The organism is Acidovorax sp. Leaf78 (assembly GCF_001422735.1).
In the GTDB taxonomy this organism is placed as follows: domain Bacteria; phylum Pseudomonadota; class Gammaproteobacteria; order Burkholderiales; family Burkholderiaceae_C; genus Acidovorax.
Window position 1 is genome coordinate 271,439 of sequence record NZ_LMLZ01000023.1, and the last position, 21,653, is coordinate 293,091.

Here is a 21,653-nt window from a genome sequence, read left to right on the forward strand (position 1 = left end):
AGCCATCCTCCAGTTACTCATCCACGCCCGCACTAGGCTAGACATAAACACACTATCTACCCCCTCGAGTGCTGCAGAGGTTTGCGAGCCTGCTTGAATTCTGCAACCAAGCCATTCACATCAGCCTGCTGCGCAGCAAGCAATCGGTCAAGGTGACTTCCGCCTTGCTGCAGTTCTGCCAGATCAGCACCAGAGGGGTACAGCATAGCGGCAAGCATTTCATCGGCCCGCATCCGGGCGTCTGGCTGTGCTGAAGCGGCCATGCCCAAACGAGATTCGGAAATAGGTTCGGGCATGTTAGCCCCTCACGCTGGAGCGAGCATCAGATGCCCGACTTCCGACTTGGCAGGCCGCACCTTGATTTCAATGTCGTAGCCAAGCCGGGTAAGGCAGTCCATCAGTTTGCGCTCGGACAGATTGCTGAAGTCGCCGCGCATCATGTCGGAAACTTTGGGCTGCGTGATGCCCATCAGTTTGGCTGCTTCTTGCTGTGTCAGGCCACGGCTGCGCATGGCCTTCCTGATCTCGACGACCAAGCCGGTTTTGATCTTGAGCTTTTCTGCGTCAGCTAGGCCGAGGTCGGCAAACACGTTGCCAGAACCGCGATGCAGTTCAACGCCATCGACAAGATGAGTTTTCATTTGCGCAACTCCTTCACATACGCCTCGGCGATCTTGAGCCTGGCGTGAACAATGTCCATGTCCTCTTTGGGCGTGGCGATACCGCGCTTACTCTTCTTTTGAAAGCAGTGCAGGACAAACACTGCTTCCGCGAACTTGACGGTGTAGACGGCGCGGTAGGTACCACCGGCATCGTCTTCCACCACTTCGAGCACACCGGCACCGCCAAAGCCTTTGAGCACCTTGGCGTCGTCGTGCTTGTCGCCAGCCTGCGCCAGGGACAGCGCAAAACCGAAGTGGCGCCGCACATCGTCAGGCAATGCCAATAAGTCCTTGTAGCTGCTGCCGATCCACTCCAGTGGTTTTTCAAGGGTTGGCATGATTGAAATATATATGAAAAGGTATAAATTGTCAATGTCCGATCTTCGGCGAGAGCTTCCCAGCAGATGACAAAAAGCAATGGCCTACGTCCTGCGCAAGCATCAGGGGCACTCATGAAAAGTTGGTCCCGAAGAAGGTGTTTTTAGCCGCTGGTAACAGCCACCATGTAACCGAAGCATGAGTTTTGCTGTGCTGGATGTTGATGGACTTTGAACGGAAGAATTGCCGCTGGCGGACCAAATTCTGATGTTCTGCATGCCGTTTGCAGCCACCAGAACAGCCAACCAGCGCACTTTTCTGCTTAGCTTGTACCGGTGGCGCAGCGGCGGCAAAAAATCGCTCAAAACGCGATCCGGCCAGCGCGGAAATAGCCAAAGTCAACCATCAAGACCACCAGCTAGCGTGGCGGCTCTGACAGCACCACGTGCACGGTACGCATCACCGACGCCGGACGCAAGAACCGGCTTCGTTTCTCAAAGCGCTGCTGGCTGCGCGCATGGTCCACTGGCGCGAAGTACAACCGAAGTGACTCCCGTGCCCGTGTAATCGCTACATAGAGCAGCCGCCGTTCCTCCCCCAGCATCTTGGTGCCCTTGGCCAGATACAGCGGGAGTTGGCCGTCGGCCACGCCCACCACGAACACGTGATCCCACTCACGCCCCTTAGCCGCATGGATGGTCATGGTCTGGATCACCGGCTTGTCTGGCTGCTTGAGTGCCCGGAGCATGTCGGCGACACACGCATGATTGCGGCAGATTGGCGCCCAGCGGTTCAGATCGTGGTGCACCTCCGTGTTCGCACGCACGCCACCCAACGCTTGCAAGTACACATCACCGCATGCACGGTAACGACCTTCCAGCGAAGGCGAGCGTGCAGCCCTCTCCAGACTGCGCGCCAGCGACTCCAACCTAAGCTGCGGGTCAGCAAACGTGAGATTGCGCAGTACATAAGCGACTTTGTCGGGGTCGATGGGCACTTGTCGCCGCCCATGCCACTCAACCAACTTGACGAGCCGTAGCACGCGCTGAGCATGACGTAGATCGCGTGTGATGCCCTGCTGCGCTGCGTTCAATCCCCTGGCGAGCAAGCGCTGTTCCACCGGAGCCAAAAAATAGCGCGTGCGTGCTAACACAGCAATTCGGGCGGGATCGACGCCTTGGCCCAATAGCTGCTCAATGTCTCGAACCACTGAATACGTTTGATCGGTGAGGTCGCTGCTGCGTATCAGCACTGGCTGCGTGCCGTGGCGTTGCGTCACGATTTTTGAGGTTCGAGCATTCGCTACTGCCATGGCCAGTGCCGCGTTATCAGCGTGCAGCCGATGCGACTGTGGCAGCGACATGACCTTCGCACCATCAACAATCTCGCGCAGGGGCGTATAGCCGTTGCCACCGAAGCCGTAGATTGCCTGCTCGGGATCACCGAACACCATGAGTTCGCAGCCATGGTGGGCGAGCGCGGCGAGCAACTGAGTTTGCGCAGCACTGCAGTCTTGGTACTCGTCCACTAGAACATGTGTGAAAGGGATGGCTACGCGGCCATCACCAAGGGCTGTGATCGCACGCTCCAGCATGTCCCCGAAGTCGATACGCCCTGCCGCTTGCTTGGTAAGTCGATACCGGCTCAGAACGGCGGGGGCGATCACGGCAAAGGGCTTTAAATCGTCAGCAAATTGGGGCGTGAGCATCGCATCGCCAAGGGGCATCTGCGCGGCCTGCGCGAACTGCATGGCCGACAACAGCAATGAGAGCAGCTCAGGGCTTTTGAGCAGCATGCGCACCAACTGAGTGCGGGTCCGGCGCCGGGCCGTATCGAATCGAGACCACAGCTTTTTGCGATGCGCGTCCTGCAGGCAACGGCGCAGGGCCGACTTCAAAAGAGCAGTTGCAACTGATGGAGTGATCACGTCGCCGCAGCCACCAGCACGCGCCACCACACTGCGCGCAAAAGCGTGCGCCGTCATCATCACTGGCTGCGCCCCATCGGCGTTCAATTTCGCATTGGCCTTGCGCGCATGCATGGTTACATGCTGGACCCAACGGCGGTCGATTTCACTAACAGCTTCATTAGAGAAACTCAGCACCAGAATCTTGCGTACTGAGACACAGAAGCGCATCAAGTGTGCTGCTCGCTGCATGAGCGTGGTTGTCTTGCCGCTGCCAGGACTGGCGACCACTTCCACGTGCGGCAGCGTGGTCCGCACAATGCGACGCTGGTGGAGTGCTAGGTCCATAAAAGGTTATGTTTTTGAGCACTGCGATTCGGTGCTCGCATGTGCCATGCAGTACAAAAAATCATCGAGAAAACACGTCTTTTTTTGATGAAACAAGTGGCTTGAAAGACCCTGTTTTACGACGTGTTTTCTGAAAGAATTGGCTTCTATATCAGTAGCAGCCACCGTGCTTTTACTCGCAGGACAGCACCAGCTTCAACCATGTATTGCGAGGCAGATAGCGAGAGAGATTCGGGGTGGTCTTGAGCGCGTTGTGGAGTACAAACTGCCCGTCGATGCGATGGGCATCAAGCCAACGATTTGCACGCTTGAGGTACGCAACACTGCTCGCATCCGGACTACCGCCATCGAGCTTTGCAAGCAATCGACCCAAATCAGTCTTGCTCGGCAACTGATAGAGGTTCAGGTTGTCTTGCCAATGACCAACGTGGTCAAAGTTGATGAGATCGGCAAGTGCGCGCAGTCCGAGCCGTGCGAGAGCTGCCTTGCCGCTGACACGCCACTCCAAATGAAAACATGGGGTTGAACTCAGGTTTTGGCTTTCGCTCATGACTTTGCTAGGTCGATCCGTGTAGAGACACATCACGCTACCCTGACGATGCGCGGCCTTACTGCGAACGCCCCAGTAGAAGGTGCCTTTGAAATCTGAAACCAACCCTCGCTGGTAGGGCATGTGCGCAGATTCCATGAACGCACTGCGCATGGCGCTGAGCAGATGAGCGTTCTTGAAAGCAAGATCGCGATTGATTTCCGCGTAGACCACTCCTATTCCAATCTCTGCGCCGCAGAGGTCACGCAACATCTGCAGGCACGACGCAGTTGGCTGGTACAGCGCCAGTTGCCCCTTGCGATTGGCGTGATACCTGGGCTGGGTGGCAGTAAGAGAGAAATCACGGCAATGCGGTGCTAGACGTTGAGCGTCGAACGGAAGCGTGGGGCGATCAAGCCAGAGGTTCACGCGGTCGAAACCGTCATGAAGAAGGGTGAGACGCGGTGAATACTGTTTGAAGCGATTTTTCATGATGAGTTTTCTGGTGCATAGGTACGACGTAGTTGCGGGCGTTGCGTGAAAATCGACCGTGAAGCTTTCGATGGAAACAGCGCAACGCTTGCAACGCTGGGATCAAATGCAGTGGCGGCGCAGGTGGTACGGCAGCGCACTCAGGCGGCGCGAGATGGTGCTTTTGTCGAAGCCCAGCTTGTCGCTGATTTCGGCCATCGAGCGACCCTCTTCGCGCATTCGATACATCTCGCGGGTCAATTTGTCAGAGGAGACGCAGGGTTGACACTGGCGTTCAATGTGGCCACCGGCCATGCGGATGTTCTCGATTTGCGGTTTGTGGCCTGTTGCGGCGAGCAGGCTGCCGACCATGGGCGCCGCCATATAGGCTGACGCGAAATCCTCGTCGGGCTCGCAGCAGGAGACGGTGAAAGCCGCATCGAAATAGGTTGGCAGCAGGAGTTCTTCGTCCTTGCTCAACGCCTGGAAGACAGCGATGCTGAGCACACCCTCGGACTCAATAGCTTCCTTGAATGCGTTCAGATCAGCGTCGGACCAGCGTACCTTTTTGTGCGCAGGGGGTACTGCCACCACCAGGGTTTCCAACGGCTTGACCTTGCCGATCAGTGCGCGCCCCTCGGGACTGCGATAGTCCGGCGGCGTAGAGGTCTTGGGACCCAAAACGGTGACGCCGTCCTCCTTGTCGGAGAACTGCTGCAAGTGGCGCTTCAGTTCGCGGGCCGAAGCATGGTCGGCAGCACGGATTCGGATGACAGTTTGCGTACCGACAGGCAAGCCATAGAGCGTGCCGTGAATGTGCAGATCCTGCGCCAAGCCGAAGATGGCGAGCGTGCAAGATACGGTGGGAGGCAGTGAAAGAGCGTAGCAGCGGGGAGGCGCAGCGACGGCGAGGGCTGCACCAGTTGGTGGCGTCCGTGTGCTGGCAGGTGTTTCTTTTTTCTGAGACAGGGCGAGGGGCGTGGGCGTGCTTGGCTCGGAGTGATTGGAATTACTCATAAATTAAGGCTCCTTGGGTCGGTTAAAGAAAAGCAGGCAAAGCAAAGCCCCCGCACCTGCAAGGCAGGTACGTTCTGGATGACAGGTGGATAGGGGCTGTTCAGTGCCCCAGCACTACGCTGGAGTTAGAACTTGGGTGGGCTCTCGACGAGCGCTCGGATGGCTGCGCGAGACCAGCCGACAGAGCGGCGGCCAAGCGGAACGGGGGCTGGATAGATACCCTGTCTGATGCCCTCGTACCAAGCCGAGCGCGAGACTGGGTAAACGGTCAGCACGTCTTCGAGGCGCAGATAGCCATCACCCTCCAGGCTTACGCTGGGGGCGCGGCGAACAGGCTTCTTATAGGGCGCGGTGCGGTCGAATTCGACAGCGGTATCCGGTGAGATGGGGCCAACCGACGCGACTACCTCAGCGGCCTGATTGGAGACAGCAGCGATCACGTTGACGCTCGTGTGACTGCCCTCCAAAGGCTGGTGCTTCACGCCCTGCAGCGTCTTGGACTTATTCATGCCCACAGGCAGTTTGAGGGCGCTCAGGCGAATCGGTACAGGAAAAGACGTGCCGAACTTCGGCGTGCTGACAGGGGCGGCGATGTTGGAGTTCATGACGGCGTTTGATGCGACTGCTGCAATGCCATCACTATGAATTAGACGCCCCATCAACAAAAGATGTAGGCTTCAGTTCAAACGTTTAAGTGTCCGTTTGTATGTTTCCGAACCCCTCAGATCAACCAGCTCCACGCTTTCTATCGTCGATGGTTTGAAGACGTCTCTGCAGACGCTCAACTTCGTCTTTCTCCAGGGACTCCACCGCACTTTGGACCGCGTTGCGCACGCTGGTCGTACTGCCAAGACCCGGCATTCCGATCTCTTTGCAGAACTTGCTCATTGTTGCGTAAAGGCCTTGATTTCTCTTACCTGTACTTTCGACCATTAGTTTCTCAACCGGCCACTTTGGGCGCAGTCCGTAGTCGTAAATGGCAAGAGCAACAAGGAGCTTGGCCCAGGCTTCTTTTGGAGAATTCTCTAGCTCTTTTGACTCTGATGGATTTTTAGCAGTTGCACCTGTCTCTGGGGAAACAGCTGTTTCAAGTTGCGATCTATGAAGACTTGGCGGCTTCAGCTTGAAAAATTCCTTAGGCACCTTCAGTCCAGGAAATGGTTTTTCATCACGCACCCACTTCACAAAGGGCCCTAGCAAGATGCGTGTTTTCTCCGTTACTGCATCGTCCTTGTCCCGGTCTTCTTTAGGCAGTGCATCCGGTGCGTTACGAACCCAGTCTTTCAACGTCCTCAAGTGGTTGCCGTACTTCTTGGTTCTTTTATCGCCCTTCTCTTTCAACTTGTTGAACGTCTTCTCATTCGCAACGATGTTGTGAACCGTATAGACGGCGTGCTGCAGAGTGACTGTGTAGCGTTTGCTCCATGACTCCCAAGCTGGCGTGTTCTTGATCACATCGTCCTTGTCAGGACCTTGAACCGCTTTTTCTGCAGCCACACGTTCTCTGGTCTGGGCTGCCCTTCTAGTAGACGCTCCATTTTTCGCGGGGGCTACTTTCTTGGTTAGTCTCTCATCCGTGTTCTGTTCATTCCCCGTAGCGTTGTCAACTCCGTCCGAGGATTGGGATGCGCGAGCCATAGTTATCCTTTGAAATTAACGTGCTAGCTCAACTCATTGAGGATGAGTCAAAGCGTTTTTTCCTTGTAAGTACATAGCCCACTCGCCCATAAGCTTCCGGCGTTTCTCCACCATGTCGGAGCGATGGTAGGCACGCACCGTGGCATCACCGACGATGTGCGACAGCGCGATCTCCAACATGTCGTGGTCATAGTGGGCAATGTCAGCGCCCCAAGTCCGGAAGCTGGCACGGAAGCCATGGACTGTGTACGGCTGGTGCATTCGACGCAGCAACTGTGTGAGAGTCATATCACTGATAGGCTTGTTCTTGGTGCCAGGAAAAATCAGACCAGCAGGCTCTGTGCCATCTGGCCACAGACCTCGCGCGTGTTGCAAAACATCCCAGGCTGCTTGAGAAAGTGGCACGGAATGCTCCCGGCCTGCCTTCATGCGCTCCTTGGGGATCGTCCACGTTTTGGTCTTGGCATCAATCTCTTCCCACACAGCTCCGCGCACTTCACCGGAACGAGCTGCCGTCAAGACGATGAACTCGAAAGCCCACTTCACACTATCACTGGAGCGACTCTTGCGGACCTGCTCCAGCAAAGCACCAACCTGCTCATGAGGGCACGATGCATGGTGTTCCACCGCGCGCGCCTTAGTGTTTTTTGGTAGCGCTTTCTTGAGTTGGTCCCACTGTTCGCTATCGAGCCCAACGCAGTAGTCGCGGGCTGCAGCATAGTTCACCACGGTGCGGATGCGTTGCAGCACACGGGAGGCGGTTTCAGCCTTGGTCTTCCAGATGGGCTCCAGGACTTCGCGGATTTGCTCCCGCGTCAGTTCCGCGATGGGCTGCTTGCCGAATTTTGGGAAAGCGTAGGTGGTCAGGGTGTTGATCCACTGGTCGGCGTGTTTGGCGTTCTTCCAATCGTCCTTGTTGGCAGCGTGGTACTCGTTGGCACATTCCTCGAAGCTCCGGCGCTTCCGATCCGCTTCAATGCGCTCTGCAAGCATGCGAGCCTTTTCTTGGTCGCGCTGGTCAATGGGATCAACTCCATCGTCCACAAGCTGGCGGTACTTCTTGGCGCGTTCGCGGGCTTCGGCCAGCGTCCAGTCGGCCAGCGGGCCGAGGCCCATGTCGCGTTTTTTCTGGTTCAGGGTGTAGCGCAGAATCCAGGACTTGCTGCCAAAGCGACTAATCTGGAGGTACAGCCCGCCGCCGTCGTGATAGAAACCCGGCTTGCTGAGATTTTTGATTTGGACCGCCGTCAGCCGGTCGCGTGCTTTGCTCACTGTCGGACCTTCCGCATTGTTTGAGGCGATTTGCCAGGCCATCTTTCTAACCATATTTTATGACTGGATGGCGCTGGATTTTTTGGAATGTGGCTGGAGGTGGCGCAAGGAGAGAATCGCTCGCAAAGCCAGTGCTGACGCGGATTTCTAGTACGTCAATGCACCTCTTTGGATAGCTTCGGATTCGCCTTCGTGCGGTCGCCCTCTCCGCCAAAATCAGTGCAGCACAAGCTGAACGCAAAAAGCCACCTTCCGGTGGCTTTTTGCGTTGGACGTGCCGATGCCAACAATCCTCCGCTATGGTCAACCTCGGCAGCCTATCGCCTTGAAGTACCTGACGTAAGCAACGCTCGGGGTAACGCCTAGCAATCCCTCCTGCTGACATAAAACACTCCGTCAATATCTTCGTCCACCTCCAGTTCAATGCAACTGAGCCCGGTGGCACCAGAGAGCGACCATGCCGTATCGGCAATGGCGCTGTGGTTGGCGACCACCAAGCCCAAGAGCTTGGCGACGTCGCTTGAAGGGTGGTGCGGCCACGTCACGCCCACATCGATGTTCTTGCCGTCGTCGCTGCAACTCAGGTGGATTCTTGCATCGACTACGGGCGTGCTGGTCCCCTCTGTGCTGTCGGCGCCAGCTTCGTCTCTGGCGTTTTTGCGGAGCATCGAGGCCACAACGTCCAGCGCCGCACCGGGGTCTTCTTCGCCGACCATGGATTCGCGCAAATGTACGGGGTTGATGGAATGGGATTGCATGATTAACCTCCTGTTCGAACCACTGCGGAGACGCTGTTTGCGATTCACACAACTGCTGGCACCATCAAATTCGATAGCACTACAGCCTTGCAAATCAAGCGATAACGGCTTCCGGTTCTGATTCATTAGGGATTTGATAACCACAGGCATCTGTCAGAAATAGGCGCACACCCCGGTAAGACAGACAAAAATCCGTGTGTGCAGCCGTGGGTTGCAAGGCCGTGTTTCCTGCAAAGTTGAACCGTAATCGTCGCCCGTCGCCGCAACTTGAAGTAGCTATGACTTAAGGAGCATTCCGAATGCCTATGGAGTTGCTGTTTGCTCTTGCACAGAGCCAGCTGCCCACGACTGTGGACAGCCCGGCGGACATTGATCGCCTTCGCGTGTTGGCCGCCGCGGACTTGGTCAAGGCATCGCTGCCCGATGTGGACAGCCCCATTCAGCGGGCGGAAGTGACGGCAATTTCGTTTCAGGGACAGGCCGCCTTGGCCAAGGCGTATCCAGGGCACCCCTTTACGTTCCGGACCCACGTGTTGCCAGGGCCGGTTTTTCCCGAATGGCTTGCACCGCTGGACGCGTCACGCGTCGATCGCAAATCCACGAAGACGACGTTGGACTCCTGAGCGCCAGAAGGCCTTTGAAGATATAGCCACTGAGGCAGCGGTCTTGCGCCATAGCCGCTGCCCTCCGTTTGATGCCGCGGTCTTGCGCAGACCGCGCCCCAACTTCGAGCACCTTCGTCAATGCAGCAGCACGCCTGCGGGCACGCAAATGCTCGATCTTCGATGGGAAGCTCACAAGCGGTCTGCCTGCAACTGGCTGACGCTCTGAATTGATCGATCCGGACGGCGCGAAACCGGAGGTACGGGCCCATAACACCACGTGCGACTGGCGAGCACCAATTGCAACCAAAGGCAACAAAAGGAGCGTTGCTTCGGGTATCGCCGTTGTCTGACAGACGGTCATTGCGTGGTTTGCTGAAATCAACCCGTCGACCATTGAGGCAACGACCAAGGTCATTGAGATCTACCCCATTTTTCCAAAGGACATCGCCATGAAACGCCACCCACAACAGCCCGGAATGCGTGCTCTTGCTGCGTTTGTAGGTACCGTTGTACTCGCAGTGCTTGCCGCTGTCTCCGCCATAACGCCGGACGTTGTTGTCCAGTCTGCGGATTCGACAGCCATGCTGCCAAGCGGGCTCGAAGAGATTCTTCCGGCCAACCTGTTCGAGTGATCTCGCGCTGACAGGGCAGTAGGCCGAAGTGCCAGCGTCGGACCCGTAGCCTGCCAATTGGGTGCCGCTGCAACAATAACTAGAAAAAACGATAGCATCGGCGTACCATTTGGCGCTGCACACCGCCGTTTCAGGGGGTGGTCCAGAAATGGAGGACGATCATGAACTCCCGTTTTCGAATGCCTGCAGGTTCGCCGATCCAAGCTGTTCGCAACCTGTGGCCCGTTGCAGCCATAGCAGTGGCGGCGGTAGTGCTGGGTTGCACCAGCCCGCGTGATGGAGCGCTGGATGAGTTTTCACGCTGGCACGATGGCGCACGTGCCCAAGCCCAGGCAGGCACGCTGACTTGGAGTGAGTTTTACCGCCAAAGCTTTGACCGGCTGACTGCAATGCCGCCATCGCTGCAGCAGGACACCCGGCTTGAAAATACCGTGCTGCTGCTCTCCACAGCCCGCAAGTACGAATCCCAGGAAATCAGCGCACAGCAATTTGCGTCTGAGCGTGATCACATCGAGAACCAGCTGCAGGCCCGTCTGCGATAAAGCGCCGACTCTCCAGGGCCGATCAAGGCAGGTCCCCGAATTTCAGGCTCTACCTGCCACGGATCCCCTCAGCGCAGTGGAGCGCCCTGCGCCACGATGGCAATGCGGCGCCGCAACGCTGCGGCAGCCTCTGCGTCCCCTGCTGACTCTGCGCGCTGCTGTTGAAGCACCAGCCAGGCCATGAGCGGTCTGCGCCACCCCTGAGCAGACGCGGTGTCCGTCGCTGCCGCCATCACTGCCGGGTTGGCGCGGCCGGTTTGAAACAGCACACCGGCGGCCACCAGCCGTGACAAGGGGTCTTGCACCGCAGCCAAGGCGGCTGCATCGCCCGTTACCGCCACTTTGCGCTGCGGCTCCGGCAGCAATGGCACTCGGGAAGGCTCCAGACGCCCGGCCAGGTAGTCTGCGTAAGCTATTTCTGCCTCCGCCGCGTCGGCGCGCAGAGCCTCGAAGCGGTCGCAGGGGCCGGGCACCAAGCTCGCCACCAGGGCAGCGCACCGCATCAGCTCCAGGCGTGCGAGCAGGTCCGGACGGCCTGTGCGGGCCACTTCGGCGCGGGCCCGGTCCCATTCAAGCCGTTCGACACGGGTGTTGCCCCCAAGGTACGCATCGACCGCCTTTTGGGCCGACGCGTGGGCATTCATCTGCCAGTCCGGCACAGGGGGTTTGCTGGAACAGGCCGTCAACAGCACCACTGCCACCATCGCCGCGCCGAGCGCTGCGCTACTCCGACGGGCTTTGCGGATTGGGGAATACCGGCCTGCCTGTCCCGCCAGCAGTCTGAAAGCAGCAATGTTCATGGCAGTTTGAGCTCCGTGTCCCGCGCAAAAGGCCACTTGCGGTTGATCTCGTTGACCAGGCTTTCGACCTTGCGCAAATTGCTCTCCACCTCGGCCCGCAGGGCGCCCAGTTCGGTCGTGGCCTCCCGGGCGTTGGCACCGATGGCCTGCGCCTCGACCAGCACGGCGTCCACCTTCTGCAAGCTGGTGCGGGTGTCGGCCAGCAAGGCGTTGAGCTGGCCCACGGCGGCGCGCACTTCAGGCACCAGCGCGTCCTTGTTGCCGTCGCTGCCGAACACCTGGCGGTCGGCGCGCGCGGCCATGCCGTCGAGCCGCGCCAGCAAAGCATTCGTGCGCTCCAGGGTGGACACGATCTTCTTGGCGTCGGCCTCGTTGCCCATCAGCACGCCCAGCACGCCGCCCGGGCCATTGAGCCGCTCGGTGAGCGTGCGCACCTGGGCCAGGCTGCCGCCCAGGGCCGCGTCCTGCGCCGTGAGCGCGTTCAGATTCGTGAGCAGTTCGCGCGCCGACGCCATGAGCTGCGGGATCTCGGCCGTGGCGTCGCCGCGCAGCACTGGGCGCACGGCCCCGTCGAGCAGGGGCTCATCGCCGAGCATGCCGGTGTAGGCACGGATGTTGGTGCCACCGACGATGCCACGCACCAGCGTGAACACGCTGGATTGGCGCAGCCAGTGCGCGTCCTTGCGCGGCACGTCGACGATGATGCGGGCGTTGCCCTCGTTCGCCAGTTCGATGCGGCGCACGCGGCCGATGGGAAAGCCCGAGAAGGTCATGTCCATGCCCACGACCACGCCTTCGGAATCGTCGGCCGTCAGCACCAGGGTCTGCGTGGGCTCGAAGGCGCCGCGCGCATACAGCAGGTACAGCCCCGAGCCCACGATGAGCGCCAGCGTGAAGATCAGCAACGCCGCCGCCTTGATCTCCAGATGCGCCACGGGCCGCAGGGTCTCCACGGAGGGCTCGTTCAGCGCATCGGCCGGCGCGGGCGGCGGGCCGGGAGGATGGGTTCGGTGGGATGAGTCGTTCATGGGCCAGATCAGGGGTACAAGGATTTTGCAGGCTGTGGCACAAGGGTGGCGTTAGCGGTCGGTAACGGTCGGTAGCGCGTGGCGGTTATTCGGACGGGCAGCAACGGTCAGTAGTAGTTGCCCATCAGGGAGGCCACTTCGATCAGCAGCAGCACCGCGAACATGCGCGCCAGACCGCCGAGTTCGGAATCAGGCTGCGTGCGATCGCCCGAGTCGTACAGGCCCGCGGCCATCGGTATCAGCGCCACGGCCAGCGCAAAAAACACCGTTTTCATCGCAAACACCATGGTCACGCTGGGGCTGAACACCTGCCCGAACATGCGCGTGTAGCTCTGCAGCCCTGCGAGGTTGAAACCATACACCCCCAGATACGCCAGCACCAGGGACACCACGCAGCTGAGCGCGGCGAGCGTGATGCAGGCGAACACGCCGGCAATGACGCGGGGCAGCAACTCGATGCGCACGGGGTCCGAGCCCTGCGCGCGCAGCGCGTCGAAGCGTCCGTTTTGCTGCAGGCGGGTGATCTGCGTGCCGTTGGGAATGGTGCAGCGCATCGCCACGAACAGCGCAGCGGTCAGCGGGATCAGCTCCAGCACCAGCACCCGGATGACCATCTCGAGCGCATAGCGCGACAGGCCGTAGCTCAGCGCCGTGACCACCACGATGCGGGTGAGCACCAGGCTGATCAGCGCGGCCAGCACCGTGAAGCCCAGCAACACCGGCGCGGTGTCGAGGTACAGGTGGCGGGCCAGTGCGCGGCGGGTGCCCCGGCCGTAGCTGGACGGCGACAGCACCAGCACCAGCATCACGGCGCCCAGGTAGAGGATGCGCCACCACGCCACCGCCCAGCGCCGCGCGGTGCTCCACACGCGTTCGGGTAGGGACAGGCCGGGCAAGCGCGCAATCATGGGGGGATCATAGCGGGCGAGCCGTGGCCGCCATTGCAGGGAATGCCTGCTGGTTTTCATGAATTTTTTCGACCCTCCCGCTTGATGGACAAGCGGTACCAGCTATCAATTAAATAGCAAAAGCCTGGAAGTGAAGCACATGCCCACGGACTGGCCTAACCAGCGCCCTGCAGGCCGTATTTGCGCAGCCGTGCCGAGATAGCCGCCGCGCTACACGTGCCGCTTGCCCACACCCGTACCATTCGCCGCCGCGGGCTGGGCGTCTGCGCGCTCGTGCAAGGCTTCGATGATGTGGCAGTGGGCATCCGACCCGTCGCAGCGGCCGCGCAGCGCCAGCAAGTCCGCTTCCAGCGCCTGCAGCTCTGCCAGCCGGCTGCGCACGTGCTGCAGGTGCTGATCCAGCGTGTCGCGTGCAGCCTCGCAGTCGGCTTTGCGGTTCCAGTCCAGCGCCAGCAGCGTGCGCACCTCGTCCAGCGACATGTCCATGGCACGGCACAGGCGGATGAAGCGCAGGCGGTGGACATCGTCGGCGCTGTAAAGGCGGTAGCTGTTGTCCTCGCGCGCTCCGGGGGTCAGCAGGCCTTCTTTCTCGTAGTAGCGGATGTTGGCGGCCGACACGCCCGACTGGCGGGCCACTTCGCCAATGCGGTGCTGGGGAAGTGGGGCAACAGTCTGCGTCATGGCTTGACCTTCAAGTGACTTCAAGGTTTCCAATGATGCCATCGCTTTGCAAAACCATGATCCCTGCAAGGATCACCACCGAGAAAGTCGCCATGTCTGCCAACTGCCAGCACCCACACAACCACCACAAAGATGGCCACGGGCACAGCCACGACCACGGTCCCGCCAGTGCCGACCCGCGCTACCGCCGCATCTTGTGGGTCGCCCTGGTGGTCAATGCCGCCATGTTCGCGCTGGAGATCGGCGCCGGGCTGCAGTCCGGCTCGGCGTCCCTGCTGGCCGACGCCATCGACTTTCTGGGCGACGCTGCCAACTACGCGCTGTCGCTGTGGGTGCTGTCCATGGCCCTGGCGTGGCGTGCCAGGGCGGCGCTTGTCAAAGGCGTGAGCATGCTGGCCTTCGGCATCGCCGTGGTGGGGCGGGTGGCGTGGGGCATCTGGCAAGGCGTTCCGCCCGAACCCCTGACGATGGGGGGCGTCGGCCTGCTGGCACTCGCCGCCAACCTGGGCGTGGCGGTGCTGCTGTACGCCTACCGCGATGGCGACGCCAACATGCGCAGCGTGTGGCTGTGCACCCGCAACGACGTGCTGGGCAACCTGGCGGTGATGGTGGCGGCACTGGGCGTGTTTGGCACGGGCACCGCCTGGCCGGACCTGGCAGTGGCAGCGGTCATGGCATGGCTGGCCATCAGCGGCGGCTGGAGCGTGATTCGCCAGGCGCGCCAGGAGCTGGCCACTGGTGCCAACGCGAGCAGCGGCGCGCACTGACATGCGGGTGCATCTGGCCACGCGCCTGGACGCCCCGCCCGACTGGGTGGCCCGGCAATTGCACACCACGGCGGCCTTTCGGCATGTGACGGCGCCGCTGATGCGGTTCCAGCCGGCCAATGGCGAGCCCTGGCCCACCCATTGGACGGCGGGCAAGCTGGAGCTTCACATGTGGCTGCTGGGTGTGGTGCCGATGGGAGCGCAGACTGTGTGCATTTCCATCGAGCCCGCACAGCAATCGGGGCAGTGGCCCACCCTGCGGGACAACGGCCACGGACAACTCCTGCGCCGCTGGGACCATCGCATCACGCTGGAGGCCCTGCCAGACGGGGCCACGCTGTACACCGACGACATCGATGTCGTGGCACGCCATGTGCCCTGGCTGATGACACCGCTCAGCACTGCGCTGGCCCGCCTGTTCTTTCTTCACCGGCAACGCCGCTGGCGCGCCCTGGCCGCGGCGTTCCGCACGCGGGAGCGTACCGCCGACGCGGCGCCTGCGTCGCCAGCCCATCGGCGGCGCGCTGTGGATGATCTGCTGAACACCTTCGACACGATCACAGACGCAGCACCGGCCAGCCGATGGCGGTGGCTGGAGGCTGCGCACGTACTGGGTCAATCCTCTCAGGGACTGCATTGGCGAACGCACTGCGCGATGCTGCGCTACGCATGGTTGTTGGGGGACCGTCGCGAGGCCATGGGCCAGTTGCTGCGCTTGGCGCTCGTGCCGATCGGCCATCTATTCGCACGCCTGCCCGCAGGGAACATCGGACGCACGCACGTGAGCGCATTGAAACCCATGGCGCCACCGGCGGAAGTGGAAGGCCTGATCAAGCAGGCTCTCGGCAACTCGGTGCGTTCAACCGACGCCTCGGGTTGTGAAGATGCGCGGGGCGGAACTGTGCGATCAGCCAAGCCCAGGACGTGAAATCTATCTGCGCACTGAAGCTCGCGTGCCCATACCCTGCCTCCGGCCGCTGGTGTGCGGCAGCTCACTGCAGCGGTCGAAAAACGCTTCGAGTTCCGTCGACTTGTCAAAAACACCGTCGGCACCCAGCGCCTCGCACTGGCGGCGAATGTCCGCCGTAGCGTAGTTGGACAGCACGTACACCTGCTGGGCCTGCGTGCCCTGGCGGGTGGTGTTGTGCTGCTTGGCCCAAAGCCCTTTTCGGTGCTTGAGCGCCTCCAGCACGTCCAACCCCGAACCCTCCTCCAGGAAAAGATCCACCACCGCCAGCTGCCAGTCTTCGCTCCATTGCGACAGCGCCTCGATGGCGTCGCTGGCGGTCGCAGCCACGGCGACCACCTGGGCGTCGGCCAATTCTTCCAAGGCAGGTATGAGGGTTTCCTGAATGGTCTTGTTGTCTTCAACGAGGATGGTGCTGAGGGGCATCTGACACCTTGGTCTCTGTTTTACTGGGTGAAGCCTACAATCTCGCTTGATCCGACATCCCGGCGTGTAGGCGATAGCGCCGCGTCCCCGATGGGAGAAGCGAAATCTTCGTACTCAGCGAGACCTTACAAATGCCCGCCGCCCAGCCAACGCCGCCCTCCGACATTGCGCAGATCCTCCAAAACAACCTGGAGGCCGCCGATCAGATCAAGGCTACGGCGAACGAGCTCGATGTGGTGCATGCCGTGCTGGCCACCCAGATACCCCCGGATGCACTCCAGGGCGATCTGGAAGCCGCCGTCAAACGCACGGACCAGCTCGAACAGCAGCTCAGCGAGACAGCCGAAGCACTCGACCAATCCAACGAGCTGCTTCAACGCCACATTGAGAGCGGGTCAAAGGGCTAGGTCCCTCAACCTGCGCAGGCGTACCTGTCACCTGTCACCTGGCAGAGCCTGTCACTGCAGAAGTCCAGCGCACACACGGCGGGCTTGCCCACACAGCGTGACCACGCCCCCTCCCTCGCACACAAAGACTTGTCCTGCAGCTACGCCCGGGTGCGACCCCGCGCAGGGCGGTTGGCCGGGCTGGCGCTTCTCGGCCGTGGGCTGTTGGCGTGCTCAAGCCACAGCAGCGAGTCCATCTGCGACAAAAAACGGCGCAGGTAGTCGGGCGAGAGGTCCTGCATCAGGCTGAGCGAGCGCAGCATCAGCTTGTGCGGATTCAGCGGCCCGGCATTCTCGGGCCCGCGGTCGATGGCCTGTGCGACCTGCTGCTCGGCCGAGATGCGCGACCACACCTCGCTGAACTGGCGCACGCTTTTCATGTCCGACGCACTGGCACCACCTTCAATGCGCACCTGGTCCGCATCGGCCTGGGCCCGCGCGTCCAGCTCGCGGTTGAGCTGCGCAAGTGGCGACTCCACCGGTGATGGCAACGGGGGTACCTTGTCGCACGTTGCCGCCTGGTGTGCTGCGGCGGCCCCCTGCGCGTACGCTGCCAACGCCCGCTGCAGACTCAGCGCCAGAAACTGTTGCACCGCCGCAGGCTGCTGCTGCAAGCGATCTGCCAGGACCTCCAGGTAGCGATAGCGCACCGGGTCGTGGCGGTCGGCCCCCTGGGCGCGCAGTGATTCCAACGTGGGTTCTTCACTCATTGCGCGGGCTTGGCGCTGGAGGCCTTCGGGACAGGGGCCATCTCCACACGGCGGTTCTGCGCACGGCCCTTCTCGTCCCCATTGGAGGCCACGGGTTGCTCCGCGCCGAAGGCGGCAGCGAACACCTGCGACGAGGGCATGCCCTCGTCGATCAACGCCCGCGCCACCGTCAGCGCGCGCTGTGCCGACAGCTCCAGGTTGTCGGCAAAGCGCTGCTGGCTGCCGCGCAGCAGCGTGGTGTTGTCGGTAAAACCGCTGACCATCAGCATCTCGTCACGCTCGCGCAGGTACACCTGCAGCGGTTGCACCAGGCTTTTGAGCAACTGGCGCCCCTCGGGCCGCAGTTCGTCGGAGCCCGCCGCGAACAGCACGCTGCCGCTGATGCCGATGCGCCCGTCATTCACCGTGACGCGGCCACTGGCCAGCGGGCCGGCCAGGGCCTTTTCCAGCGCCATGCGCCGCTGCTCCTCGTGCTGGCGCTTTTCCACCTCGTGCTTGAGGCTGGCCACCAGGTCGATCTGCACCACCAGCACGCCCACCAGAATGAGCACAAAAGCACCCAGCAGGCCCGCCATCAGGTCACCGAACACCGCCCAGACCGGGGCGGTCTGCTCGGAGCCGTCGTCCACGCTGTCGATGGTGTCGTCCAGCCCCATCATCCGGCCACCTCCGGCTCGGCGGCGGCCACCGCCCTGCCCTTGAGCCGGCGCAGGTCTTCCACAATGCCTTGCTGCGACGCAATGCTCAGGTCGATCACTTCACGCGCCTGCGCCACGTAGTAGGCCAGTTGCTCGTCGCTGCGCGACAGGGACTGGCCGATGGCGCCTTCGATGCGCTGCAGGCTGTCCATGAGCTTGTCGTTGCTGGCGGTGAACAGCCCCACGCCGTGTCCGAACGCCTCGCCCAGGCTCGACAGCTCCACTGCGCTGGCGGCCACGTGGGTCGCCGCTTCGTCCGCCTTGCCGACCTGGCTGTCCAGCGCCTGTGCAAACTGCGACGCCGCCTGCTCCAGCACCGACGCCGCCGTGCCCACCAGGGATTCGATGGCGCCGCGCTGCTGGGCCGCGGCTTCGTTGACGGACTGCAGCAGCGTGCCCAGTTGCTCCATCATGGCCGTGCGCTCGGCCAGCGCCACGTTGTCGCGCTCGCTCAGTTGCGTCATCTCGTGGCGCAGCTGGGCGATGACCTCGGCCGCGGCCTGCGGCACGTCAGATGCTGTTTGCAGCAGCCGGGTGAGCGGTGCCTCCAGTGCCGACCCCAGCGTGGCCAGATGCTGGGCCACGGCCTCCTGCAAGTCCTCCAGGCGGTCGACCGCCGCACGCCCGCGTTCGGCCTCGGCATCGCGCAGCGCGGCCAGCTCGGTGCGCCACACGCCTGCCAGCGCATCCATGCGGTCGCCCTGCGCCTGCAGCCACTGGGCCTCTGCGTCGGTGCGGGTGCGCAGCAAGGCTTCGGACTGGTCCATCAGGCGCGCGGTACCGTCCAGCGTCTTGGCCACCTGCTCGCCCATGCGTCCGGTGAGCCCCGTCACGGCGGTCTCGAGGGCGTCGCACACGGCCTGCTGGCGCTCCAGCGTCTGGGTGCTCACGCGCTGCCATTCGGCCGTCAGCGACTGCGCAATACCCTCCATGGACGCGTTCCAACCGGCCAGGCGCGCCTGGTCGGCCGCCATCTGGGCGGTGTGGGAGTGCGCCACCGTGTCCTGCAACGACGACAGCAGCGCACCGGAGCGCTCGTCGAACGACTGCGTAGCTGCCTGCAGCGACTCGCCCAGCTGCTTTGCGGCACCTTCGAGCGCCTGCGTTACGCCCTGTTGCTGCGCCGCGGCCTGCTCACCCGAACGCTCCCATTGGACTGCGATCGAGCGGGCGGTGTCTTCCATCGATGCGCGCCAGCCGGCAATGCGCTGCGCGTCGGCCGCTGCCTGGGCTGCGTGGGTGTGCGCCACGGTATCTTGCAGCGATGCGACCAGGGCCGTGGAGCGCTGCTCGAAGGCCTGGGTGGCCGCCAGCAGGGACTGGTCCAGGCGCGCTGTGGCGCCCTCCAGCGCGTCGCGCATGCCCTGCTGCTGTTCCACGGCGCGTGTGCCCGCCCGCTCCCACTGCGCCGCGAGTGTCTCGCCCATGCCCTCCATCGACCGGGTCCACCCGGCCAGGCGCTGTTCGTCGGCCGCCTTCTGGGCGGCGTGCGACTGTGCCGCGGTGTCCTGCAGGGCCGCGTGCAGCGCTGCGGAGCGTTGCTCGAACGACTGGGTCACCGACTGCAGTGCGCCATCGAACCCGCCCATCAGGCGGTCTTGCACCTGCGTGTGCTTGTCCAGCGCCGATGTCCAGGTGTCCGAGACCTGGCGTGCCGTACCCTCCCACTGGGCCGACAGCGCGTGCATCTGGGCTGCGGTGGCATCGGCCAGCCGCTGGTGCGCGCGTTGCGATTCCTGCGCCAGCTCGGCCATGGCCTGCTCGACCACGGGCCGCAGCGTTTCGCCGGCCACGCGGGCGCTGGCGCCCAGGCTGTCGTGCAGCGATGCACCCACGGCGCCCGCCAGTTGGGTGTACGCCGACGACGCCTCGGTGTGAAACTCCTTTTGCTGCGCCAGCAATTGATCGGCCAACTGGTCGTGCCGCCGGTCCAGCCCGTCCACCAGGGCCTGCAGCCGTTCGGCGATCAGCGGCATCGCTTGCGCCTGTTGCTGCAGGGCCTGGAAGGTCTCTTCGCGGCGATGGCTGGCCGAGAACGCGCGGAACACGGTGGGAATGCGTGCGTCGAGCTGGCGCACGGCCGCCAGGCGCTCGCGGCGCGCCATGGCAGACAGCAGGCCCAGCATGGCCGAGGCGGCCACGCCCGCCACCGAAGTACCGAACGACAGGCCCAGGCCCTTGATGGGCTCGGCCAGCGCGGCACGGATGCCCTCCAGGCTGCCCGAGGTCTCCAGCGCAAACACCGCGCCCTTGAAGGTGACCACCATCCCGAGGAAGGTGCCCAGCATGCCCAGCATGACCAGCAACCCCACCAGATACGGCGTGAGGGCCGGCCCCGGGAGCACGGCGCGCTCCCCTTCGATGCGCTGGCGCACCGGGTGGCGCAGTGCGGCGGGCAGGCGGTCGAGCCAGGGGCCCAGGTCCACCAGAGGCTGCTGCGACCCCTCCGCCAGCGCGGCGGTCAATGCGGTGGTGCCATGGCGAAACTGCATCAGCTCGAACGCGCCCAGCACATAGACCGCGCCGATCGTCACCGTCATCGCCAGCGCCAGCGGGCTCGACCCCACGAATCCCCACCCTACCCAACCCACTGCCGCCAGGCCCAGGGCAAATACGGCAGCCATCACACTCTTGTTCATTCGTGTCGTTCCATGTTCTCGTTGCGGGCTGCTTCCAGCAGGCCCAGGATCGGTTGCAGCCGCACATGCATCTCGGCCAGAAGCAGCGCCTGCATGTCGCGCTCGAACGCGTGCAGCCACCCGCCGGGCTGCCGCCAGCGCTGTGGTTCATCCGGCAGGCCCTGGGCCGAAAGCCGCTCCTGGTGGGCGCGGCGCAATTGCACCAGGCGCCGGTCCAGGTGGGCGGACAGGGAGGCCCACAGGCGCTGCTCGCGCACAAAGCTCAGTTGTTCCATCACGGTATCCAGGGCCGCCAGTTGCCTCAGGCGCCGGGAGCCCTGCGACACCCCGTGGCGCACCTGCGCGCGCAAGCCCAGCAGCTTCGCATCCATCTGCTTTTGCAGGCCCAGGTAGCGTGGCGCATGAAAGCCGTACTCGGCCTCGGCCTGCGGGTCCGGCGCCTGGGCACGCGTGTTGTCGGCGCGCTCGCGGGCCGGCTTGGGGGGCACAGGTTTGGACGACGCCAGCGCCGTCAGCTCCGCCTGGGTGCGTTCGAAGGCAGCCTCCAGCGCAACCATGTCCACGCCGGTCGCGTCAGGCGCCAACGCTTGCGGGAACGAGTCGATGGCATGCAGCGACCGGCTGAGCGTGACCGCATCCACCGTGCTCAGCCACTGGCCCAGCTCCTGCGCCACATCGGCACGCGCAGCCGCGCCCGCATCGGCCTGCATCCATTGCTGAAGCAGGACCACGAGTCCGGAGCTGCTGAGTGTGTGTTGCGGATACATCCCTGAGAAACCATTCACTGCGCTTGCCGCCGCCCCAGAGGGAGAAAGCACCAGGGAACGGGTCCCCCACGGGCAAAACCGCGTATTTTCGCAGGAACCGGCCTACTGCCCGCCGGGC

26 protein-coding genes are annotated in these 21,653 nt (G+C 62.5%); 6 read left to right on the forward strand and 20 right to left on the reverse strand.

Going from position 1 to position 21,653, the window contains the following annotated elements; all coding sequences use genetic code 11:
- Positions 1-56: 56 nt before the first annotated feature.
- From ASF16_RS26370 to ASF16_RS22015, 11 genes are all read right to left on the reverse strand, one after another.
- The gene (locus ASF16_RS26370) at positions 57-296 is read right to left on the reverse strand and encodes a hypothetical protein (protein ID WP_156372186.1); all 240 of its coding nucleotides are present in this window, start codon (positions 294-296) and stop codon (positions 57-59) included.
- Positions 297-305: 9 nt separating this feature from the next.
- Positions 306-641 carry a helix-turn-helix domain-containing protein gene (locus ASF16_RS21980; RefSeq protein ID WP_056172190.1) on the reverse strand — a complete coding sequence of 112 codons (336 nt, stop codon included), beginning with the start codon at positions 639-641 and terminating at the stop codon, positions 306-308.
- The gene (locus ASF16_RS21985) at positions 638-1,000 is read right to left on the reverse strand and encodes a type II toxin-antitoxin system RelE/ParE family toxin (RefSeq protein WP_056172191.1); all 363 of its coding nucleotides are present in this window, start codon (positions 998-1,000) and stop codon (positions 638-640) included. Before ASF16_RS21985 ends, ASF16_RS21980 begins: the two co-directional genes overlap by 4 nt.
- Positions 1,001-1,112: 112 nt before the next feature.
- The gene (locus ASF16_RS26375; RefSeq protein WP_162241095.1) at positions 1,113-1,376 is read right to left on the reverse strand and encodes a hypothetical protein; all 264 of its coding nucleotides are present in this window, start codon (positions 1,374-1,376) and stop codon (positions 1,113-1,115) included.
- Between the two features lie 22 nt (positions 1,377-1,398).
- Positions 1,399-3,234 (reverse strand): UvrD-helicase domain-containing protein, encoded by a 1,836-nt coding sequence (locus tag ASF16_RS21990; protein WP_056172193.1) that lies wholly within the window; start codon positions 3,232-3,234, stop codon positions 1,399-1,401.
- Positions 3,235-3,406: 172 nt separating this feature from the next.
- The gene (locus tag ASF16_RS21995; protein WP_156372188.1) at positions 3,407-4,255 is read right to left on the reverse strand and encodes a hypothetical protein; all 849 of its coding nucleotides are present in this window, start codon (positions 4,253-4,255) and stop codon (positions 3,407-3,409) included.
- 102 nt (positions 4,256-4,357) lie between these two features.
- Complete coding sequence (locus ASF16_RS22000) at positions 4,358-5,251, reverse strand: helix-turn-helix domain-containing protein (protein WP_156372189.1); 894 nt, start codon at positions 5,249-5,251, stop codon at positions 4,358-4,360.
- A 125-nt stretch (positions 5,252-5,376) separates the two neighbouring features.
- Positions 5,377-5,856, reverse strand: a complete 480-nt coding sequence (locus ASF16_RS25715) for an AlpA family transcriptional regulator (protein WP_235507477.1) — start codon at positions 5,854-5,856, stop codon at positions 5,377-5,379.
- 121 nt (positions 5,857-5,977) lie between these two features.
- A complete protein-coding gene (locus ASF16_RS26380; RefSeq protein ID WP_156372190.1) occupies positions 5,978-6,748 on the reverse strand; it encodes a hypothetical protein in 771 nt (256 codons plus the stop codon).
- A gap of 174 nt (positions 6,749-6,922) precedes the next feature.
- Positions 6,923-8,203, reverse strand: a complete 1,281-nt coding sequence (locus ASF16_RS22010) for a site-specific integrase (protein ID WP_162241096.1) — start codon at positions 8,201-8,203, stop codon at positions 6,923-6,925.
- 320 nt (positions 8,204-8,523) lie between these two features.
- Entirely contained in the window at positions 8,524-8,919 is a 396-nt protein-coding gene (locus tag ASF16_RS22015) for a hypothetical protein (protein WP_156372191.1), read from the reverse strand.
- Between the two features lie 299 nt (positions 8,920-9,218).
- Here ASF16_RS22015 and ASF16_RS22020 point away from each other — a divergent pair, with 299 nt between their 5' ends.
- The 3 genes from ASF16_RS22020 to ASF16_RS22025 all read left to right on the forward strand — a co-directional run bounded on the left by ASF16_RS22020 (position 9,219) and on the right by ASF16_RS22025 (position 10,698).
- Positions 9,219-9,542, forward strand: coding sequence for a hypothetical protein (locus tag ASF16_RS22020; RefSeq protein WP_056172202.1), 324 nt, complete (start codon positions 9,219-9,221; stop codon positions 9,540-9,542).
- A gap of 431 nt (positions 9,543-9,973) precedes the next feature.
- Positions 9,974-10,156, forward strand: coding sequence for a hypothetical protein (locus tag ASF16_RS25720; RefSeq protein WP_082517093.1), 183 nt, complete (start codon positions 9,974-9,976; stop codon positions 10,154-10,156).
- 161 nt (positions 10,157-10,317) lie between these two features.
- Positions 10,318-10,698, forward strand: a complete 381-nt coding sequence (locus ASF16_RS22025) for a hypothetical protein (protein WP_056172291.1) — start codon at positions 10,318-10,320, stop codon at positions 10,696-10,698.
- A gap of 68 nt (positions 10,699-10,766) precedes the next feature.
- Here ASF16_RS22025 and ASF16_RS22030 read toward each other — a convergent pair whose 3' ends face one another.
- The 4 genes from ASF16_RS22030 to ASF16_RS22045 form a co-directional block, all read right to left on the reverse strand.
- A complete protein-coding gene (locus ASF16_RS22030; RefSeq protein ID WP_056172203.1) occupies positions 10,767-11,402 on the reverse strand; it encodes a hypothetical protein in 636 nt (211 codons plus the stop codon).
- 92 nt (positions 11,403-11,494) lie between these two features.
- On the reverse strand, positions 11,495-12,526 hold the full coding sequence (locus tag ASF16_RS22035; RefSeq protein WP_082517094.1) for an MlaD family protein: 1,032 nt from the start codon (positions 12,524-12,526) through the stop codon (positions 11,495-11,497).
- Between the two features lie 107 nt (positions 12,527-12,633).
- Positions 12,634-13,434, reverse strand: coding sequence for an ABC transporter permease (locus ASF16_RS22040; protein ID WP_056172205.1), 801 nt, complete (start codon positions 13,432-13,434; stop codon positions 12,634-12,636).
- Positions 13,435-13,644: 210 nt separating this feature from the next.
- Positions 13,645-14,115: a Cd(II)/Pb(II)-responsive transcriptional regulator gene (locus ASF16_RS22045; protein ID WP_056172207.1), complete on the reverse strand. Its 471-nt coding sequence runs from the start codon at positions 14,113-14,115 to the stop codon at positions 13,645-13,647.
- 92 nt (positions 14,116-14,207) lie between these two features.
- On the opposite strand from ASF16_RS22045, the gene ASF16_RS22050 reads away from it, so the two are divergent.
- Positions 14,208-14,882, forward strand: a complete 675-nt coding sequence (locus ASF16_RS22050) for a cation transporter (RefSeq protein ID WP_056172295.1) — start codon at positions 14,208-14,210, stop codon at positions 14,880-14,882.
- Between the two features lies 1 nt (position 14,883).
- Positions 14,884-15,810: a DUF3703 domain-containing protein gene (locus ASF16_RS25725; RefSeq protein ID WP_082517095.1), complete on the forward strand. Its 927-nt coding sequence runs from the start codon at positions 14,884-14,886 to the stop codon at positions 15,808-15,810.
- A 3-nt stretch (positions 15,811-15,813) separates the two neighbouring features.
- Here ASF16_RS25725 and ASF16_RS22060 read toward each other — a convergent pair whose 3' ends face one another.
- Complete coding sequence (locus ASF16_RS22060; protein ID WP_056172209.1) at positions 15,814-16,275, reverse strand: response regulator; 462 nt, start codon at positions 16,273-16,275, stop codon at positions 15,814-15,816.
- A gap of 131 nt (positions 16,276-16,406) precedes the next feature.
- Between ASF16_RS22060 and ASF16_RS22065 the strand changes: the two genes are divergently transcribed.
- Positions 16,407-16,682: a hypothetical protein gene (locus tag ASF16_RS22065; protein ID WP_056172211.1), complete on the forward strand. Its 276-nt coding sequence runs from the start codon at positions 16,407-16,409 to the stop codon at positions 16,680-16,682.
- A 140-nt stretch (positions 16,683-16,822) separates the two neighbouring features.
- On the opposite strand, the gene ASF16_RS22070 is transcribed toward ASF16_RS22065, so the two are convergent.
- From ASF16_RS22070 to ASF16_RS22085, 4 genes are read right to left on the reverse strand one after another with little or no spacing between them, the layout of a single operon-like run.
- Positions 16,823-17,431, reverse strand: a complete 609-nt coding sequence (locus tag ASF16_RS22070; RefSeq protein ID WP_056172213.1) for a DUF2894 domain-containing protein — start codon at positions 17,429-17,431, stop codon at positions 16,823-16,825.
- Positions 17,428-18,090: an OmpA family protein gene (locus ASF16_RS22075; protein WP_056172214.1), complete on the reverse strand. Its 663-nt coding sequence runs from the start codon at positions 18,088-18,090 to the stop codon at positions 17,428-17,430. Before ASF16_RS22075 ends, ASF16_RS22070 begins: the two co-directional genes overlap by 4 nt.
- Positions 18,087-20,768: a DUF802 domain-containing protein gene (locus ASF16_RS22080; RefSeq protein ID WP_056172216.1), complete on the reverse strand. Its 2,682-nt coding sequence runs from the start codon at positions 20,766-20,768 to the stop codon at positions 18,087-18,089. The genes ASF16_RS22075 and ASF16_RS22080 overlap by 4 nt, the downstream gene beginning before the upstream one ends.
- Complete coding sequence (locus ASF16_RS22085) at positions 20,765-21,535, reverse strand: DUF3348 family protein (protein ID WP_056172217.1); 771 nt, start codon at positions 21,533-21,535, stop codon at positions 20,765-20,767. Before ASF16_RS22085 ends, ASF16_RS22080 begins: the two co-directional genes overlap by 4 nt.
- Positions 21,536-21,653: the final 118 nt, after the last annotated feature.

Excerpts from the sequence above, each read along its gene's own strand:
- ASF16_RS26370 (WP_156372186.1), bottom strand. The coding sequence starts at position 296 with ATGCCCGAACCTATTTCCGAATCTCGTTTGGGCATGGCCGCTTCAGCA.
- ASF16_RS21980 (WP_056172190.1), bottom strand. The coding sequence starts at position 641 with ATGAAAACTCATCTTGTCGATGGCGTTGAACTGCATCGCGGTTCTGGC.
- ASF16_RS21985 (WP_056172191.1), bottom strand. The coding sequence starts at position 1,000 with ATGCCAACCCTTGAAAAACCACTGGAGTGGATCGGCAGCAGCTACAAG.
- ASF16_RS21990 (WP_056172193.1), bottom strand. The coding sequence starts at position 3,234 with ATGGACCTAGCACTCCACCAGCGTCGCATTGTGCGGACCACGCTGCCG.
- ASF16_RS21995 (WP_156372188.1), bottom strand. The coding sequence starts at position 4,255 with ATGAAAAATCGCTTCAAACAGTATTCACCGCGTCTCACCCTTCTTCAT.
- ASF16_RS22000 (WP_156372189.1), bottom strand. The coding sequence starts at position 5,251 with ATGAGTAATTCCAATCACTCCGAGCCAAGCACGCCCACGCCCCTCGCC.
- ASF16_RS25715 (WP_235507477.1), bottom strand. The coding sequence starts at position 5,856 with ATGAACTCCAACATCGCCGCCCCTGTCAGCACGCCGAAGTTCGGCACG.
- ASF16_RS22010 (WP_162241096.1), bottom strand. The coding sequence starts at position 8,203 with ATGGCCTGGCAAATCGCCTCAAACAATGCGGAAGGTCCGACAGTGAGC.
- ASF16_RS22015 (WP_156372191.1), bottom strand. The coding sequence starts at position 8,919 with ATGCAATCCCATTCCATCAACCCCGTACATTTGCGCGAATCCATGGTC.
- ASF16_RS22020 (WP_056172202.1), top strand. The coding sequence starts at position 9,219 with ATGCCTATGGAGTTGCTGTTTGCTCTTGCACAGAGCCAGCTGCCCACG.
- ASF16_RS25720 (WP_082517093.1), top strand. The coding sequence starts at position 9,974 with ATGAAACGCCACCCACAACAGCCCGGAATGCGTGCTCTTGCTGCGTTT.
- ASF16_RS22025 (WP_056172291.1), top strand. The coding sequence starts at position 10,318 with ATGAACTCCCGTTTTCGAATGCCTGCAGGTTCGCCGATCCAAGCTGTT.
- ASF16_RS22030 (WP_056172203.1), bottom strand. The coding sequence starts at position 11,402 with ATGGTGGCAGTGGTGCTGTTGACGGCCTGTTCCAGCAAACCCCCTGTG.
- ASF16_RS22035 (WP_082517094.1), bottom strand. The coding sequence starts at position 12,526 with ATGAACGACTCATCCCACCGAACCCATCCTCCCGGCCCGCCGCCCGCG.
- ASF16_RS22040 (WP_056172205.1), bottom strand. The coding sequence starts at position 13,434 with ATGATTGCGCGCTTGCCCGGCCTGTCCCTACCCGAACGCGTGTGGAGC.
- ASF16_RS22045 (WP_056172207.1), bottom strand. The coding sequence starts at position 14,115 with ATGACGCAGACTGTTGCCCCACTTCCCCAGCACCGCATTGGCGAAGTG.
- ASF16_RS22050 (WP_056172295.1), top strand. The coding sequence starts at position 14,208 with ATGTCTGCCAACTGCCAGCACCCACACAACCACCACAAAGATGGCCAC.
- ASF16_RS25725 (WP_082517095.1), top strand. The coding sequence starts at position 14,884 with ATGCGGGTGCATCTGGCCACGCGCCTGGACGCCCCGCCCGACTGGGTG.
- ASF16_RS22060 (WP_056172209.1), bottom strand. The coding sequence starts at position 16,275 with ATGCCCCTCAGCACCATCCTCGTTGAAGACAACAAGACCATTCAGGAA.
- ASF16_RS22065 (WP_056172211.1), top strand. The coding sequence starts at position 16,407 with ATGCCCGCCGCCCAGCCAACGCCGCCCTCCGACATTGCGCAGATCCTC.
- ASF16_RS22070 (WP_056172213.1), bottom strand. The coding sequence starts at position 17,431 with ATGAGTGAAGAACCCACGTTGGAATCACTGCGCGCCCAGGGGGCCGAC.
- ASF16_RS22075 (WP_056172214.1), bottom strand. The coding sequence starts at position 18,090 with ATGATGGGGCTGGACGACACCATCGACAGCGTGGACGACGGCTCCGAG.
- ASF16_RS22080 (WP_056172216.1), bottom strand. The coding sequence starts at position 20,768 with ATGAACAAGAGTGTGATGGCTGCCGTATTTGCCCTGGGCCTGGCGGCA.
- ASF16_RS22085 (WP_056172217.1), bottom strand. The coding sequence starts at position 21,535 with ATGTATCCGCAACACACACTCAGCAGCTCCGGACTCGTGGTCCTGCTT.